The sequence below is a fragment of the Vibrio inusitatus genome (genome assembly GCA_024346935.1).
GTDB classification, from domain to species: domain Bacteria; phylum Pseudomonadota; class Gammaproteobacteria; order Enterobacterales; family Vibrionaceae; genus Vibrio; species Vibrio inusitatus.
In genome coordinates, this window is sequence record AP024879.1 from 1,180,136 (window position 1) to 1,198,527 (window position 18,392).

Consider the following 18,392-nt stretch of genomic DNA (forward strand, 5'->3'; position numbering starts at 1 on the left):
AATCATAGTAATGTGAGCAAACTCTCGTGATATTCGTAAAAAAAGGGCAATACGCCCCTGTTGTTTAGGTAACCATGATAATTTCGCGTATTAATTGGTAGCTACATAGCATTGAAAAAACGAATTGTAACATGATTTTACCGTTATATTTATCGTACCTCTCGTTACACTTACACTCTCTAAATCACATTAAACGACAACAACTCACCGTAAAGCCACCACAGGTCACATTTTATTATTTTTACTCTTGAAAACGAATAATAAAATATATCTAATCAGAAAAAATGAATGAAACGTTTCTATTGATAATAAATGAGTGTGGATTTGTAGTGTAATTTCACCTATTTATAGCGATTTAAGCAGGCATGATTTTGACGAAATATAACTAATACAGCTGCTGTTTAAAGTGTTCTAGGTCAATTAAGAATTAAGGATAAAAAAATGATACAAAAAAAAACCAGTTTGACCCTATTAATCGGGTCAACCCTTATTCTCAGCGGGTGTTTAGACGATAAGTATGACTATGGTGACACTGGCGGGGCAGGTGGTGGTGGTGGTGGTGGCGATACTGGTTTGGCAACCGATTTTGGCCTTAACTTGTATCGCGTCGATGCTGCGGATAACGAAACAAGCTGGCGTCAACCGTTTACGATGACGATGAAAGATTCAACTAGCGACGAAGTTACTGTCGATACAGGTCCTAATGAGAACGGTAACATTACTATTGATAACGTAGACTTTCATGATTTTACTACCATGAACGTTGCCGTAGAAGCTGATGTGATGAGTAACGCAACTGCAAGTATTTCTTTTTCTGCTAATAAGCCGGTGAATACGGTACGCACATATCATGGTTGGGCTAACGGTGATTCAGATCACATAAATTGGAACAAAGGCTCTTTATCTTTTGAAATTCAACCTGAAGCAAGTGTTGATGCCGACGAAGATACATTAACCAGAGCGACTGTCACTCTACGCGATCAGGCTGGTAATAGCCGTTCGGTTGACGTGACTAGTGCCGTTATTGCGACTACAGGAGCACAAGCACTACAAGAAATTAAATTGCCGCTGAGTTGTTTCTTTGATAGTACCGATGTTGATCCTAAAACACTTCAAACTGCAATTGAGTTTGAAACCGAAGGCCCAGTTCGATACAGCTTGGCTAATGTTCGCTGGATGGCTAACTCTATGCCAGATAATTGGGGAGCAATCGAGGTTCAACCTTGTTCAAACTCAGCTCAAATTGAAAGTGACGACATCACTATTCTACGTCATGCGACTAAGATAGATGGTGAAACTGTGATAAATGGTTGGGCCCCGAACGTATCAGCCGTTAATGGCAATGTAGCCCATGCCCAACCTGCAGGTTCACAAGATGACTGGCCCTTGTTCGTAGGTATTAATCATAATAATGAAGGCCATAATCCTGACAACAAAAGCTACTTCATTCATAACGTTTTACTTGATGATAATGAGAAAGTTGATCTGTCTCAATACATGGAGACTGGCGCAGTAGAGTTCTTCCTAGCGTTAAATGCCAATAGTATAGAACCGAGTCATGAAAGCTGGGAAATTGCGTTTAAACTTGATGGAATAATTCCGGAAGGTAGCACTGGAGGAATTTCATCCTTGCCCGTTGGCATCGACATGTCAAATATTTCTCCAGGCGCAATGGTTTACCGAGTTAGCATCCCTATGAAGGACTTGTTCAGCGTAACTTACAATGCAGGACAAGATAATGAGTACACAAAGGTATTGCTGAACGCGTTACAAAATGTCAAAAATTTCGTTAGTTTTGCTCAATCCAAAGAAGACGATGGTCACCATTTTGCCGGTCTTGTGTATTCAATTGCTGAAGTAAAAATCAACAAATTCGGTGAACAAGAAAAGATATTCGAAGAACATTATTTCGGGGATGCACCTGCAGACAACGAGTTGTCTGAAAATGTCTATCTTTACAAGGCCGATAAGCCAAGCGATGTGAAAAAAAGTCCATTCGAGATTCAAATCGAAGATAACAATGGTAACACCGCAGAAATAAATGCAGATGGTCTGGTTGAGCTTGACAATATCTCGATTGAAACTCAAGACCTAGCAGGGTTTGCGCCATTAACGGTAACTGTAACTGGTGAAGAGTCGGCAACACTTCGCTTCACCTCTGAAAAAAGCTGGAACCTTGATGCAACTTACAATACTACTCAAGCGGAAAACGGTGTAATAAGCTTTAGCATTAAGCCACTAGTCGAACAAGGTACTCACGAAGCAATGTTGTTATCGATGAGTAATGCTATTGATAACTATATTACCCCTGTTGATATCAGCAGCGCGGTTGCGGCTTCAAGAGGCTCTAATGAATCACAACAGATCATTGTGCCGATGCACTGTTTCGTAGACCAAGGTCTTGACATTAACAGCGTTAATACAGCCCTATCGTTAGATATCACCGGACAAAGTTCGTTTGAGATAAGCGATGTCGAACTTTATGCAAATGGATTACCCGATAATTGGGCCGTAAGAAACATTCAATCTTGTGACAATCTTTCGTCTCAAACGCAAACCGATGAGATTAACGACGTACGTCGAGTAATGAAGGAGTCGAGCGGTAATGTTAAATATGGTTGGGCACCTGAGCATGGAGTAACCAATCAAGCAGAAACAAACTGGGGCCAACCCGCAGGTTGGGCAGCCGACCACAATCCAATTTTTGCTGGCATAACACATAAAAACAATAGTGGTACTTCTTACTTCACCCACCCTGTTGATATTGATAACTACGACACCGTTGACTTAGCCCAATATATAGAAAATGGAGCGCTAGAATTCTACATGAATTCGTCTGGTACAAGGCCTAATCATGATTGGGTGATGCGTTTTAAATTTGACAGTACAACACCGCAAGGAAGTACAGGCGCTCTTCCAACAAATGTTATTGATCTTAACATGCAGGATTTAGTCCAAGGAGATGCCGTGTATAAAGTAAGCATTCCCCTGAAGAAATTATTTGTAAATGATGATGGCGTTGTTTTATTAAACTCGGTTCAGAATGTAAATAAGGTAACTACATTCGCGATGTCTCCATCAGAGCAAGATAACTTTATTGGCTATGTATTCAGAATGGCAGGCGTCGTCATCAACAAAAATAGTAGTAATGTTGATACTACCATTGACTTAGTTCATCAGCCTTAGCATGCCTAATAATTGCCCTCTATAACCGTACTAACGACCACCTCATCTCGGTGGTCGTATATTCCCTTTACACTGGAAGTTATACCACAATGAAAAAACAGTTGATTAAGCAATGCCTTGCTCTTGCCATCACTTCTACCTTCACTAGCACTGCTTTCGCGCAAAGCGAGGTTGCAAGTCATCATAATGAACCTCGCCAACCTAATGTTTTACTTATTTTCGTTGACGATATCGGTTATGCCGACATGGGATTCCAAAATATCCGTCAGGATGTAGTGACACCCAACATGGATAAGCTTGCCTCTGAAGGTGCGATCCTTTCAGCAGGCTACGTGACAGGCGCTGTGTGTGGTCCATCTCGAGCAGGCCTAGTGACGGGACGCTACCAACAACGCTATGGTTATGTTGATAATATCGGTCCTTACATCCTTGAACCTGGTATTGAGCAAGGTCTCGACTTATCTGCACAAACTTTTGGCGATTTCTTTCAACAAGCTGGCTATACAACGGGCTTTATCGGTAAATCTCATGATGGTGAAGATAAAAAATTCTGGCCGCAAAATCGTGGCTTCGACTACTTCTTTGGTTTTAATAACGGTGCAGCCGACTATTTCGTGACTGGTCGTAACATGCAAAATGCCAAGAAAAATGCGTACTCATCTATCTATAGAAACGATGACCTGATTGCCAATTTTGATGGCTATCTAACGGATGTATTTGCTGATGAAGCGGTGAATTTCATCGATCGACATAAAGATGAGCCTTTCTTTTTATATGTACCATTCAATGCGTCACATGGTCCAATGCAAGCCAAACAGCAAGATCTTGAAAAGTTTGCCTTCATAGAAGATGAAACGCGTCGTAAATTTGTCGCTATGACCTACAACATGGATGTCAACATTGGGAAGATGCTCGACAAACTTGAACAGCATGAACTAATGGAAGACACAATGGTGATCTTTATGTCTGACAATGGAGGTGATCCAAAAGACAATGGTTCTTTCAATACTCCGCTCCGCGGTACTAAGCGAGACCTATGGGATGGTGGAATACGAGTTCCATTTAGCATCACATGGAAAGGTAAAATACCAGCCAATCAAGTGATTGATGAGCCTACTATTGCTCTAGATATCACACCGACTATGCTTGCTGCTGCCAATATTACTTTATCTGAAAAAGACCAGGCTCAGCTTGAGGGCATTAACTTGTTGCCACGTCTAACAGGCACTCAAGAGAAACTTGAAGAGCGATATCTATATTGGCTAACACCAATGCAAGCGGCGGTTCGTGATGATGATTGGAAACTGCTCATTCCTAATATACACGACACTAGGAACCACATGGAGCTCTATAAAATCAGTGAGGATGTGAGCGAATCTATCGATCTCTCAGCACAATTTCCGGAGCAAGTGAAACGCCTCAAAGCTGCATTGGATAATTGGAATGCCGACAACCTGCCCTCTCAATGGGGTTGGCACAAAGAAACGTATAAATTTGACAATAACTGGCGTGGTATTAATCACGATAAATAACAAGCCAAGATAAATAGAAATAGAAATAGAAATATAAATAAGGCACTCATCAGAGTGCCTTATTTATGAGAGCAACCTAAACACTGATTGTTATTGTTGAGTAACTTGATAACTATTCGGATAAAGATCCTTCAGCGTCGGTGCTGACACACACTCTAAAGGCGAGTCATTCCACTCCAATCTTGGTGGGACATCGTATTGGTGTTCGAGTTTTACAATATCTTGCTTAAGCTTATGGATGATCGACAAATACTTTGGGTCATTAATCGCGTTGTTCATCTCAGTAGGATCGCGATCAAGATCATAAAACTCCCATTCATCTATCTGATAATAAAAATGCATTAGCTTGTAGCGATGATCTCGAATGCCATAGTGTCGTGTTACGTCATGCATGGCGGGATACTCATAAAAATGGTAGTACAGTGATGTACGCCATCCGCCCTCTTCCTCTGAAATATGCCCACCATTGAGTAATGGCACCAGAGACTGCCCCTGAATATCGCTCGTTACCGCTATTCCCGCATACTCCAAAAAAGTTGGGGCATAATCGATATTTTGCACCAATTCATTCACTATAGTATTCGGCGCTATTTTATCTGGATATTGTATTAGCAGTGGTGCACGAAAGGACTCTTCATACATAAAGCGCTTATCGAACCAGCCGTGTTCGCCCATGTAAAAACCTTGGTCAGAGGTATAAATCACAATGGTATTATCAACAATGTTATGTCGCTCTAAATAATCGAGTACCTCCCCTACTGACTCATCGACGGATATGATAGTTGCGAGATAGTCTTGGACATAACGCTGGTATTTCCAGATGGCAATATCTTCATCGCTCATATCGGCTTCGTTGTTGTTAAACCAGTCATTGCGATCTTGATATGCAAGATCCCATTGCTCTCTTTGTTCTGGCGTTAATCGTTCAAGCAAAAATGGCCAGATATCTTCTCTCCACTGTGTTTCCCCTACCGCTTTAGTCATCTTAAGATCATGCCCTTCTTGGGCATCACGGTAGATGTTCATTGTTTGCATTGCGGCTGCGGCTCGTCCTTGGTAGGTGTCAAAGTAATTATCAGGTACAGGAAATAGGGTATTTTCAAACGCTCTAGTATGCTGGGGAGCTGGCATCCAGTTTCGATGTGGTGCTTTATGGTGAATTAGCAAAGCAAAGGGCTGCTCGCTGTTTTTTTGCTTAGCTATCCAATTTAGCGACTTTTCCGTGATCAGCTCCGTTGTATAACCGTGCTCACGTTTTACGCCCTGTTTGGTTATAAAGTCAGGGTTATAGTACTCACCCTGATCGTTTAAAAGCTCCCAATGATCAAAATCTAACCCGTCTGGAGTCAGGTTGATATGCCACTTGCCGATACATGCGGTACTATAGCCATGTTCCTTCAATAATCGTGGCCAAGTAGGTTGGTGCCCATCAAATAACTGACCGTTGTGGTTAAAACCATTTTTGTGACCAAACTTTCCCGTCAACATTGCCGCGCGAGAAGGACCGCACAATGAGTTAGTCACAAAAGATTTATCGAAACGTGCACCGTTACGAGCAATACGGTCGATATTAGGCGTCGGGGCTAGATGAGCAATATCACTCTGGTAAGCACTAACAGCCCTTACAGCATGATCATCTGACATAATGTAGATAATGTTTGGTTGTTTTGGGCTTGGTCGAGTTTGATTTTCCATAGATTAACCTCAAAAAAAACCTGCTCGTTGCAAGCAACAGCAGGTTCAAATTCATATAAAATCACGAATTATTTAACTTTTAGGGGGTTGCAGTAAGAATGAAGCCTCTAAAGACGCATTGCTGTCCGGCCCAACATAAAGATCTATACGAGATTCGGTTACTTCAAAGCGCTGTGTTTCCCCGTAATATTCAAGTGACTGATATGGGATCGCTAAGCACACCGTTTTGGTTTCACCAGGACGTAAGTCCACACGTGAAAACGCCTTCAATTCCTTTTCCGGTCGAGTAGTAGTAGCGTTGATCTGCCGCGTATAACACTGCACAACTTCTGTCGCCACATGGTCTCCAATATTTCGCACCTTGATGTGAACCTTTAACGTATCACCCAAAGACAATTCACTATGACTGAGTTCTAAATTACCATACTCAAATTCACCGTAAGTCAATCCATAACCAAACGGGTATAACGGCGTATGTTTTTGGTTTTTGTACGGTTGATATTCTTGGAAATCACGCATTTTACCGAGAGGTTTACGAGCGTAGTAAATCGGAATTTGCCCCGTGGAGCGTGGCACTGACATGGGTAAACGTCCACTAGGAGAAACCGCACCAAACAATATACGTGCCACAGCATGTCCTGTTTCTGTCCCGCTCTGCCAAGCGAACATCAGTGCGTCAGCATACTGCTCAGTCGCCATAGACGGCACAGGGCGTCCCGTACATTGCACTACTACAAGCGGGGTATCTGTTTCACCTATGGCTTGGATAAGCTGTTCTTGACCAGCGGGTAATGTTAAGTCAGCAATATTTCTCGCCTCACCCGTTCGGCGATGACTTTCTCCCGTGCATAAAATCGTCACATCTGCTCGATGGGCACATTCTACCATTTCATCTGTGAAAGCAGCCTCTTCGGTGCAGATTTCAATATTGAGGTTCTGCTGTTCGACGTAGTGTTTAAGCCCTTCATAGATGCTTGTCACATCGTCAGAACGACCATCTAAACACCACGAGCCTAAATGTTGCCGTTTGGTATGAGCGTGAGGGCCAATAACGGCTATCGTGATTCTGTTTTCCTGCTTAGAAGCATTGTTCAATGGTAATATTCCATTGTTTCTTAGCAGTACCATACTTTGCTCTGCCAGTTGTTGTGCTTTTAAAACATGCTCAGGATGGCGTAACACTGACTTGTGACGCTCCTCATCTACATAAGGTTTTTCAAAAAGACCCGCTCTAAATTTGACACTCAGAACTCGACGAGCCGCCTCGTCGATTTTTGCAAGATCCACCTGACCTGATGAGACAAGTTCAGGTAAATGATCTTGATACGCTTCATTGGTCATTGCCATATCAACACCAGCTTCAAGCGCTTTCTTGGCTGCGTTTGTCGCACTTTTGGCAACACCAAAGTACTCTAAATCCGAAATGGATCCCCAATCGCTTACAACTAAACCGCCGAAACCTTGTTGCTGTTTCAACCAGTCTTCAATCAATGGTTTGCTGCCCGAAACCGGGGTGCCACCCAAATCGTTAAATCCGGACATAACCGTCACCACACCCGCTTCTACTGCAGCTTTAAAGGGGGGTAAGTAAACATTGTGTAGAGAGTTATCCGAGATTTCTGTCGTGTCATAATCCCGCCCGCCTTCTGATGCACCATATCCGACAAAGTGCTTTGCACAAGCAACTAAAGAGTCCTCATGTGAAATATCATCACCTTGAAACCCCTTGACTACAGCTTTTGCCATTGCACTGGTTAAAAACGGATCTTCGCCTGCACTTTCAATCACGCGACCCCAACGAGGGTCTCGTACAATGTCCAACATTGGCGCGAACGTCCAATGAATACCGAGCGATGACGCTTCCTTTGCGATACCGCGATAGGCGCTTTCAATCATGTCAGGATTAAACGAAGACGCTTGCGCCAATGGAATAGGAAGTACGGTTTGCTGCCCATAAATCACATCTCTGGCAATAATGAGCGGAATACCCAATCGGCTCTGCTCAACGGCGACTCGCTGAAATTCATTGAGTTGTTTTGGATCAATGCTTTCTCCAGGGGCATTTCCAGCCCATGCAGTATCCGCAAGAATTCTGGATCCCCAACAACCTCGCCTAACACCATCTAAATACGATTCACGATTGGCTTCGTATTCCAACATAGGGCTCTGACAAAGTTGACCAATTTTTTCTTCTATCGTCATTCGAGCTAATAAATCTTCTACTCTTTGTTCAATAGATAAAGCAGTGTCTTGATACGGGTGTACCATATGTACTCCAAAAGATATTTCTGACTGGCAATATTTAGGCACAACCATGAATATGGCTATGCCTATTGTTTAGTCTTGAAAGTAGAGATAATCGGGGAAAGCTTGAATTAAAAATTCTCTCATTTCAGATGCTAACAATTCGTCATTTGAATCCGTGGCACGTTTCAGGAGTAATTCAGCTACCTCCGGAACATATTTGCTATCAAGCTGGACGTACAAGTCAACAAATTGATAAAGCTCTTCATCTGATAATTTTAGAATTAATCTTTCAGGTGCCTTTAGTGCTTCATCATAAAAAGAAGGTGTGATACCAAATGTAACATTATCCCATGCTTCTATAACCTGCTGATAACCACCTAAATAAACCTCATCGATTCTAACTTCTAATTTATTTGTACCTTTCAAAGCCACAACATAATTACCAGATTGCTCTTGCTGTTGAGCAAACTCGAAGTAGCTTTTAGATAAAAAATAAACTTTACCCCATGCAAAAAAGTAAGCAATCAGAATAAAAGAAACAAACAGACCTATGCGCTTTAACTTCATCATTATTTCACCCCTACGCCAGTAAACGCCTTGATAAAGTTTTTCTGCATAAAGAAGAATACAAAAACAACAGGGACAGCAATCATCGTGGTCATCGCCCAAACCTGCTCAAGGTTACCCGCTGGTATGTCTTGTTGGAACTTAAAGAGCGCCATCTGCAAGGTGAGCATTGAATCATCTCGAATATAGAGTAACGGACCCATAAAGTCGTTCCATGCTCCCATGAACGTCAGGATACCAACCGTCGCCATTGCTGGACGCATCATAGGTAACACGACTTTAAAGAAAATACGAAACTCACTCGCACCATCGATTCGCGCCGCTTCTAAATAAGCTTCGTCAACTTGGGTCATGAATTGATACAATAGAAAGATATTATATGCACTGATTGCTCCGGGAATAATAAGCACTCGATACGTATTAATCCAATTCCATTCATACATCATCATATAGACTGGTATCGTAAATAAAATCGCAGGTACCATCATAGAAGATAGAATTAACCTCAACCATACTTGTCGCCCTGGCATATTAGTTTTCGCGATGGCGAACGCCACCATTGCCGATAATAAACAGTTTAATACAGTAACAGAAACGGAAACGAATATTGTATTAAAAAAGATACGTCCAAGATTCACACTATTAAAAATTTCAATATAGCCATTTAAAGACCATGTGGTCGGCAGTGAGTTCGGAGAATGCATAATTTCCGAACCCGGCTTAAACGAGTTAATAATCATAAAGAAAAATGGATAGAGTACGACAATACTAGCAATCGTGAGTGATACATATATCATCACTTTGCCTTTATTCAGTTCTTTCATTCTTTATTACTCCCGTTTGTGATTTTTAACTGAATCATCGTCAATATGAAAATTACGATTGCAAGCAATAATCCAACTGTCGATGCTTCGCCCATTTTCATTTGTTCAAAACCAATTTGGTACAAGTGAAGTACAGGTGTTAAAGCCGAATTATGAGGACCACCTTGCAGATCAAAGTTCATAAATACTTCGGTAAACATCTGTAAACCATTGATAACATTGATCGTAAGAACAAAGATAATCTGTGGTTTAATTAGCGGCAGAATAATCTTAGTAATCTTTCTAGACCATGTTGCGCCGTCAATATCAGCAGCCTCCAACAACGACTTGTTAATACTTGCGATACCACCGAGGAATATGATCATTTGTACACCAAACCACTTCCACGCACTAAACACTGCGATGACTGGCATGGGCAGCCATTTTTCAAACTTCCAGAACACTGGAGAGTCAAGCATTTGAATTTCTAGCATCGTGGATTGAATAGGGCCATTTGGTCCTGCCATAAAGTCAAAAATCAACATGGCAACGGTGACCGAAGTGACTACTGGTATAAACAGTACCGTTCGGAACAACCCAGATAACACGGTCACTTCGTTTAACATCAACGCAGCACCAAGTGCTATCACGAAGCTTAGTGAAATAAATATTGCCTGATTAAAGAAGACATTAAATATCGACTTCCAAAATTTGTAATCTGAGATGGCATTTACCCAGTTACCAATACCAACAAATTCAGTATTTTCAGGATTTAGTATATTAATATCCAAGAAACTATTTTCTAACGATAGAAAAAATGGATATAACATAAAAACAAGAAAGTATGCGACCCAAGGCGACATAAATAGGTAAGACACCCAATAACGTTTAATATTCATAACTATTCCAATATAATAATTGTCAGAGATGTGTTTCACACACTATCTTTTTAATATTGTTTTTACGTCTTCAGCTGCTGCTTTTACGGCCGCTTCAGGTGTCATTTTATCCATAACTACAGACTGGGAATAATATTTAAGTACAATACTAGACACTTCTGATACAGCTGCCGAAGACTCGTTCATCACAACATTATTAAGTTGGTCAACAAACGGCTTTATATCATCTTGTTGAAAGTAAGCATGCGACTGTAAAGAGCCTAACGTTGGAAGGTTCTGCAATTCCATGTTTGCTTTTAGATGATTATCTTCTTCCATCAGTAATTCAATAAGTTGCCAGCTACGTTGTTCAATTAAACGCGTATTCTTAAATACCATTAATGCACGACCATCTAAATTGGAGTAATGCACACCGTCTTCGGACAATGTTGGGATAGGCGCAATACCAACGTCTTTGCCTATTTCCATTGGATAACCTGCGGCATCTTGTAAGTTGGCTTTCCATGCAATGCCATATTGTGGCCACATGCCAATGGTTCTCGAGAAAAAGTTCTGTTCCATCGTCAATGGGGAAAACTGTTGAACCTTTTTCATTGTCTCTAAAAACTGAACCATCGACGCTTCATCTTTATCAAATACTGGATGAGTTCCATATTTATTTAATAGCTGATACTGGCCATCATTAAAATTGTAATAAAGTGGAGACAACATATTCCAGTACCAACCACCCCACGACAAAGCGTCATTCCACAACGCGGCACCATGAACATTAGCGCCATTATCTCTTGGTGGAAGATTACTAATCTTTTCAGCTGCAGATAAAAAGGCATCCCAGGTTTTTGGTGGTGTCTCTGGGTCTAAACCTGCTTCCCTGAATAGATCTTTATTATAAATCATCATCTGAGTCGTAGCATGCCATGGAATATAATAATTCCGGTTGAAATGCTCTGTCATGAATTGAGGTTCAATTCGATCTTTTAATTCTTCAAAACCATCAAATTCATTTAAATACATTAAACGTCCAAGTTTCGCATACCTTGGTACCATATATCCAAAAATACCTGCATAAACATTAGGATAATCACCTGCTGCCATACGTGTTTCTAAATTGGAATCATTGGTCAAAACCAATGTAATATCAGGATAGCGACGTTCATATTCAGGTTTAATTACCTCATTTACAAACGTCATCTGCTCTCCAGACGAAACCATAAATTCAATTCGTTCTTTTGCTACTACTGAAGAAGTGAAAGCGAGCAGCATTATCGTAAGCCAACGGTTTTTCATGTGTTTATCCTCGTAAGGCTATGTAAATCACATCTGAACAATTGCGACATAGCATTGCTATGATTTCTCATAGCAATGACAAAGAACTAAAACGTGTTTTGTTTGAATATTAAATAGAGTCTCTAGCAATATATTTAGTGGGCAATATTGTTACAGGTTCAATATATTCTTCACTATTCATTGCATTAAAAAGAACTTCTACGGATTTAACGCCCATATCAAACTTATCATGAGTAACCGTACTTAACGCAGGTAAACACCTTTCAGATTCTCGAATGTCATCAAAGCCAACAAGCTTCAATTGCTCAGGAATTTTGATCTGTTTTTCATTAGCGGCTTTAATTATTCCGAGGGCCATCTCATCATTACCAGCAAAGATTGAACGAGGTTTCGATTTCTTAGAAAAAAGCTCAAGCGATTTTTCATAAGCATCTTTTTCGGTAAAATCAGAACGAATAATAAGCTCATTATTGAACTTAAGATTGTAAAAACCCAAGGCTGCTATATAGCCATCTAATCGTTTTTGGTTGTCATACGAATCAGTCGGACCGCTCATATAATAAACTTCATCACTTCCACTATCGATTAACTGTTTAGTTGCACTGAATGCCCCACCGAAGTTATCAATCAATATATTATAAATATTAGGAGCGGTTATTTCTCTATCGAGTACAACAATGGGAAGATTGTTTTCCGCGACAGATTTCAAGAATTCATCATCAAATGCATTACTTAATATAATAGCACCATCAATCATCTGATCTTTCAAGTAGCGGTGAGCGGTTGACTCTGCTCCACCAAAAAGACTACAGGCAATTAAGTCATGCCCCATTTCATGCACTTTCTGCTCAATACCCTGAATAAGTTCACTATAAATTGGTCCAAACCAAGAGTTAAAGAACACTCCGATCGCGCCAACATTTTTCTGTCTTAGACGTTTTGCATTGCTGTTTGCCGAGTAATTGAGCCTCTTTGCTACTTCTAGAACGTGTTTCCGTGTTTTTTCACTGATACGGTCACTGTTGTTCATCGCATATGAGACTGTCGAAATTGACACGTTCGCTTCTCTGGCAACATCTTTGATTGTATGTCTCATTTCAGTATTGACCCTTCACTTTAATAGTATCCTTATCTATTTGAATCACTTGCATTTTCTAACTATTTTATAGAAGTATACTGCATTAGATTAATCGTTTCTACTGATCAGTATTAGGCTAAATTCTGGTGAGTAACATTCAAATTCAGGTATATATTTCCCTCACACGAGGTGAGGGGAATATGACCTTACAGCCAAACTGTCAGCTGATTATCACTATTCTGAAGCGTATTGTTTAAAATAGCTTTATCAACAACAGCCCCTCCAGTTCGGTATGGGTTTTCAGTCAAGGACACCGTGATAGTTTGACCATTTAACTCAATTCGTTTCGGAGTAAATTCACCCGATTCCGGTATAATATTCAACTTGCAAGGCTTACCGTAAAGCGTGAAATCTAAACTTACTTTACCCATTGATTTCGCGATAATCGGGTCTAGAACAAGACAATCGTTTTCATAACGAACACCAAGAACGTTGCTGATCACTTGGTTAATGTAAATACCAGGACCACTAGAGTAAATTCTCCATCCACCTTTAACTGCGACATCACCCGATTTTAATTTATCAAAATCACGATAGGCTTCGTAGCGATCGTTGAATTTGCCATCTGAACTTGAAAAGTACGCATTAGATTGACGAATTTCAGCATTAGGCACAGCCTGCTGAATGCCTATAGGAATAATTTTGTACAAGTTTTCTAGTACTTTATCCGCTTTACCCATCTTACAAAGTGCTTCAATAAAACGAATATGAGCATGACAGTATTGCAGACCTACTTCACGGCCAAGGTTTGCAGCTAATTCAGCACGTTTAAAATAGCTCTGTTTACCACCATTATATTCGGCCATTTTTTCCATCAAGCGCACCCCATCAGGATGAACTAAGTTCTCTTCGATAATCTTCATATGACTTTCGGCCATCTCTTTACAGAATGTCTCAGAGATAATAGAACGCGATGCTGGAAGTAAGCGGTACTTGATACCTGTTTTTTCATCTGAAGGGTGTAGAAGATATTCAACTTTATTCACATCTTTGTTTGGTAAATGAATAAAGCCTGCAATTACACCATCTTTAACAAGAAGCTTGTTGTAGTCAGCTTCCATATTAGTTGCGAGTTCACTGATTAAATTAACAAAGTCGCCATATTGTTTATGCGAACTCAATGCTTTTTTCAGTGTCTTTAACGACTGAAGTGTCAAAGGAATTGTCCAACCACTGACCATATTCTCACGCAATGATTGATTCGCTGGTTGCAACGTGTCATCCCAATCACCATCACCATAACAAGACAGGTGAGTCCCAGGTACTAGGTTGTCAAAGATATGCTTAATTTGGCGCTCTACATGGGCAAAGATTGTGTATTTTTCGTTAGTGAATGCGAATCCATTCTCAATGCTTGTGTAAGGTACTTCGCGATTGAGAACATCGATATCACCTGTCGTCGTGATGTAATCGGCAATTGCTTTTAACGGCCAAACCACGATATCGCCATGACAATCTTCTTGTTGAATTTTTGAATATTTATCAAACATAAACCATTGTGGCCAGGTGCCAGTTTCAATGTGTTGATGGCTGTAAATAGTATCAAGTAAATCAATCACGCGATCGTAACGCTGCATAGACATAAACAACTCAAATGGACCTTGGGATACGTCGCGCGTTCCCCAAGCAGCACCAGAATATTGTTCCAATCCATGTGGAGTCGCATAGTGAACCAATGCGTTGTGGGTAAACCACTGCATAGTATCATTCAATTTTTGTGCGTTGTAAGCGTCATTTTCAAACTCAACATGGAACTGATTTAACAAACCACTTTGAGCCTCTTGATAAGCCTTAACTTCAGTATCAAAATCTAATGTTGTTGTATCTAAACCTGTTTGACCATCCAATGTTCCAGAGATAGTTAGGGTCGCTTTATCTGTTACAGAACCTGTAAGTAAAAGATAACGAGTCGACTCTTTACAAACAATCGTAGAAGAGTCAGTGACAAAATCACTTGCAGCAATCACGTATGACATTTCTGGATAGGTAGAACCAACCAGTTCATTGTTACCATCAACGCGGAACGTATTTCCTTCACATGTCACGGTTACATCGTTTTCGTTTTCGTTATTACCCATTAATAACTGGTTGGTAATCACAACATCTAATGCACCTGACAAGCCTTGCGTTTCAATATCAAGTTGAACGGCAGTTTGATTTTGTGAGCTAAAACTAGTCACAATAATGTAGCCGCCTTGGTACTTATAGATCCAGCGGGAAAAGTTAAGACCGGTTTCGTATGCAGATGGCATTGTCAAAACACAGTACTTTTCACCCTCTTTCACCCAAATTCTTTGACCACTAAACTTAAACATATTCAGTGAAGTACGTTCAACACCCAGCAATTTATTGAATGATGTATTGCCTAGAACAATATGCGAGTTGAATACACCATACATACAATGAGTCGAACTCATCACAGCATTTTCAAAATTCTGATTGTTGCCCGTTGACACCATATGGCCGGTTGAACGCTCAAGAAGTCGCTCTTTACCTGCTAGTGTGACATAACGACTTTCGCCTTTCTTGTCACCATAGAAAAACGATAATAGTTGGCCATTATTCTCTTCTGAAAAGCGTGTCTCTTTCGAGAAAAACGTTTCGACTTCAGCTAAAGAAAAATCTTCACCAACAACGCTATTGGATGTGTCTAAATAGAAATTAATCAATGACTGTTCTGATACGTAACTTTCATTGGGTTGAACGTATTCTTCACGAAGACAGTTAAGCGATTTAGCTTTGCTTACATTAGAAAGTGGAAGATCCATACCGAAATCTATATAGAAAACTGACTCTTTAACTTCTGATGCCAACAAACAAATTTTTTCAGTCTGTAAGGCAATATAGCCCATTTCGAACTGAAGTTTATAATTCTCTAGTTGTTGTTGGTACAACGCTTCTGGCTGCGCTTCAAAACGGTAGCTTTTGCCAAAAAACTGATAACCATCCGTCGAATATCCTACAATTTTGTCGGTCAAAGAACCGATTTGAGTGCATGGATTACCCGTACTTTGAGGGAGGTTTTGACGTGAACAAACGACATAGCCTTCATTTTCTGTTTCAAATACTTGATGATCAAGATATTGACTTACATAGCACTCATTACTTTTTACCGCGCCTTCGTCAGCCAATGCTAAATCTTGACCAAAAACAAGATCATACGCTATGTCGGATGCAGAGACGTTCTTAACCTTAGTTGTGAAATACAATTTTTCAGAAACTGGTGAGAAAGAAATGGTGACAGAGGCACAAAAAGAATCTGTTTTGGTTTCCCAAACAACTAATCCATCGTCATTTCGATAAGTACGCATCTCTTTGTTGAAATGCATCAATGGAGTAAATTCAATGGTACCTTCATGGTGAGTACGAAGGTAAATATTGCCTAAAGCACTTTCAAACTCGCTCGGGCTATATAGGTTAAGCATAACCGTACCATGCTTGATGGTATGCAATACGTTGTGCTCTGAGAAATCTAACGTCAGGTGCCCGTTATTGATTGAGTGAAATGAATCAGAAATTGCATGAATCATGTAAAATTACCTACTTGCTAAAATTAAAAATGGGTCTTCGGTTTAGAGAAAAATGTTTTTTTCTGTGACTTTGTCAAACACATGAACTTTATTCATATTCAGTGACACATTGTGTACACTTTGCTTGCATAACAACAGTTCAGGATCAGTTTCCTTACAAATTAGCTGCTCACTATTGAAATTAAGATAAAGGAAAGATTCAGAGCCCATTTCTTCAACTTCCGTAATGTAAGCGTCAAAACTGTTATCTCCTGCTCGCATGGAGAGTTGCTCAGGACGAATCCCCAGATACACCTCTTTACCGACATATTCTCTAAGGCGACTTTGTTTATCTTCAGGGAACGTAAATAAATTTCCGTTTACCTTCGCAACTACACTATTATCAGACCCTTCGATTAACTCACCAGACAGCATGTTCATCGTTGGTGAACCTATAAACTCAGCAACAAACTTGTTGGCAGGTTTATGGTACAAATTCATTGGCGAATCGACTTGCATGATTGCACCTCGATTGAGTACACAGATTCGGTCTCCCATGGTCAATGCTTCGACCTGATCATGAGTCACATAAATCATGGTGGCCGGTTTGCCCGACTTTTTAAGGTCTTCATGCAAGCGGGAAATTCTCATTCGCATAGATACACGTAGTTTTGCATCTAAATTTGATAACGGCTCATCGAAAAGAAAGACTTCTGGTTTTCGCACCATTGCTCTACCTAATGCTACGCGTTGGCACTGGCCACCCGACATTTGACCAGGTTTGCGGTCAAGAAGCTCGGTTATTTCTAGTATGTCAGCTGCTTCATTCACACGTTTCGATATTTCAGCTTTGGCTTTTTTACGAGTTTCCAAGCCAAACGCTAGATTCTCACGTACAGTCATATGTGGATACAGTGCGTAGTTTTGAAACACCATGGCAATACCACGATCTTTTGGCTGTACGTCATTACACAACTTGTCGCCAATGACGAGATCGCCGCTCGAAATACTTTCCAACCCAGCAATCATTCTTAACGTGGTCGATTTAGCGCATCCAGACGGGCCAACTAAAACCATAAACTCTCCATCTTCGATATCGAGAGTGAAGTCATGAACAGCGTGAAAACCACCTTTATAAATCTTATTGATATTTTTGAGTTTAACCTGAGCCATAAGCGTACTCTTCCGGATAATGTTTATAGAAACGTTTCAGCAAATACTATGATTCTAGCTATGCCATGTCAAAAAAAGGTGCGAAATGATGAACTTACATCACACTTTTTTTTCGACGTTTCGTTCAATTCTGCTCTTATCAAACGAGTCATTTAGGATGCATTTCGTAAGGGGAAAATATTAATCAAAATGGAGGGGAAGTCGGTTAATTTTAACGAGAATAAAATTAACTAAAAATTCAATACTCGACCTCTTTGAGTATTGAATTTTTTGTCTTCATTGTTTCGTCATTAAGAAATGTACTATCTGTTAATAAAATTAAACCTCAGTCTGATTTCCAAGGCTAGGTACCGATA

11 protein-coding genes are annotated in these 18,392 nt (G+C 40.3%); 2 read left to right on the plus strand and 9 right to left on the minus strand.

Going from position 1 to position 18,392, the window contains the following annotated elements; genetic code table 11:
- Positions 1-441: 441 nt before the first annotated feature.
- Both OCU48_RS18135 and OCU48_RS18140 read left to right on the plus strand, forming a co-directional pair.
- Positions 442-3,186: a putative glycoside hydrolase gene (locus tag OCU48_RS18135; protein WP_141346327.1), complete on the plus strand. Its 2,745-nt coding sequence runs from the start codon at positions 442-444 to the stop codon at positions 3,184-3,186.
- 89 nt (positions 3,187-3,275) lie between these two features.
- Positions 3,276-4,718 (plus strand): sulfatase-like hydrolase/transferase, encoded by a 1,443-nt coding sequence (locus tag OCU48_RS18140; RefSeq protein WP_141346326.1) that lies wholly within the window; start codon positions 3,276-3,278, stop codon positions 4,716-4,718.
- A gap of 90 nt (positions 4,719-4,808) precedes the next feature.
- On the opposite strand, the gene OCU48_RS18145 is transcribed toward OCU48_RS18140, so the two are convergent.
- The 9 genes from OCU48_RS18145 to OCU48_RS18185 all read right to left on the minus strand — a co-directional run bounded on the left by OCU48_RS18145 (position 4,809) and on the right by OCU48_RS18185 (position 18,036).
- Entirely contained in the window at positions 4,809-6,413 is a 1,605-nt protein-coding gene (locus OCU48_RS18145) for a sulfatase family protein (RefSeq protein ID WP_141346325.1), read from the minus strand.
- A gap of 72 nt (positions 6,414-6,485) precedes the next feature.
- Positions 6,486-8,681 (minus strand): glycoside hydrolase family 3 N-terminal domain-containing protein, encoded by a 2,196-nt coding sequence (locus tag OCU48_RS18150; protein WP_141346324.1) that lies wholly within the window; start codon positions 8,679-8,681, stop codon positions 6,486-6,488.
- Positions 8,682-8,750: 69 nt separating this feature from the next.
- Positions 8,751-9,230 carry a hypothetical protein gene (locus tag OCU48_RS18155; RefSeq protein ID WP_141346323.1) on the minus strand — a complete coding sequence of 160 codons (480 nt, stop codon included), beginning with the start codon at positions 9,228-9,230 and terminating at the stop codon, positions 8,751-8,753.
- Positions 9,230-10,051 (minus strand): carbohydrate ABC transporter permease, encoded by an 822-nt coding sequence (locus OCU48_RS18160; protein ID WP_141346322.1) that lies wholly within the window; start codon positions 10,049-10,051, stop codon positions 9,230-9,232. Before OCU48_RS18160 ends, OCU48_RS18155 begins: the two co-directional genes overlap by 1 nt.
- Complete coding sequence (locus OCU48_RS18165; RefSeq protein ID WP_141346321.1) at positions 10,048-10,929, minus strand: carbohydrate ABC transporter permease; 882 nt, start codon at positions 10,927-10,929, stop codon at positions 10,048-10,050. The genes OCU48_RS18160 and OCU48_RS18165 overlap by 4 nt, the downstream gene beginning before the upstream one ends.
- A 42-nt stretch (positions 10,930-10,971) precedes the next feature.
- On the minus strand, positions 10,972-12,216 hold the full coding sequence (locus OCU48_RS18170) for an extracellular solute-binding protein (RefSeq protein ID WP_141346320.1): 1,245 nt from the start codon (positions 12,214-12,216) through the stop codon (positions 10,972-10,974).
- 109 nt (positions 12,217-12,325) lie between these two features.
- Positions 12,326-13,312: a LacI family DNA-binding transcriptional regulator gene (locus OCU48_RS18175; protein ID WP_141346319.1), complete on the minus strand. Its 987-nt coding sequence runs from the start codon at positions 13,310-13,312 to the stop codon at positions 12,326-12,328.
- A 188-nt stretch (positions 13,313-13,500) separates the two neighbouring features.
- Positions 13,501-16,884, minus strand: coding sequence for a GH36-type glycosyl hydrolase domain-containing protein (locus OCU48_RS18180; RefSeq protein WP_141346318.1), 3,384 nt, complete (start codon positions 16,882-16,884; stop codon positions 13,501-13,503).
- A 42-nt stretch (positions 16,885-16,926) separates the two neighbouring features.
- Positions 16,927-18,036, minus strand: coding sequence for an ABC transporter ATP-binding protein (locus tag OCU48_RS18185; protein WP_141346317.1), 1,110 nt, complete (start codon positions 18,034-18,036; stop codon positions 16,927-16,929).
- Positions 18,037-18,392 lie beyond the last annotated feature (356 nt).

Coding starts and splice junctions, on each gene's coding strand:
- OCU48_RS18170 (WP_141346320.1), bottom strand. CDS start 12,216: ATGAAAAACCGTTGGCTTACGATAATGCTGCTCGCTTTCACTTCTTCA.
- OCU48_RS18150 (WP_141346324.1), bottom strand. CDS start 8,681: ATGGTACACCCGTATCAAGACACTGCTTTATCTATTGAACAAAGAGTA.
- OCU48_RS18145 (WP_141346325.1), bottom strand. CDS start 6,413: ATGGAAAATCAAACTCGACCAAGCCCAAAACAACCAAACATTATCTAC.
- OCU48_RS18140 (WP_141346326.1), top strand. CDS start 3,276: ATGAAAAAACAGTTGATTAAGCAATGCCTTGCTCTTGCCATCACTTCT.
- OCU48_RS18135 (WP_141346327.1), top strand. CDS start 442: ATGATACAAAAAAAAACCAGTTTGACCCTATTAATCGGGTCAACCCTT.
- OCU48_RS18155 (WP_141346323.1), bottom strand. CDS start 9,230: ATGATGAAGTTAAAGCGCATAGGTCTGTTTGTTTCTTTTATTCTGATT.
- OCU48_RS18175 (WP_141346319.1), bottom strand. CDS start 13,312: ATGAGACATACAATCAAAGATGTTGCCAGAGAAGCGAACGTGTCAATT.
- OCU48_RS18160 (WP_141346322.1), bottom strand. CDS start 10,051: ATGAAAGAACTGAATAAAGGCAAAGTGATGATATATGTATCACTCACG.
- OCU48_RS18165 (WP_141346321.1), bottom strand. CDS start 10,929: ATGAATATTAAACGTTATTGGGTGTCTTACCTATTTATGTCGCCTTGG.
- OCU48_RS18180 (WP_141346318.1), bottom strand. CDS start 16,884: ATGATTCATGCAATTTCTGATTCATTTCACTCAATCAATAACGGGCAC.
- OCU48_RS18185 (WP_141346317.1), bottom strand. CDS start 18,036: ATGGCTCAGGTTAAACTCAAAAATATCAATAAGATTTATAAAGGTGGT.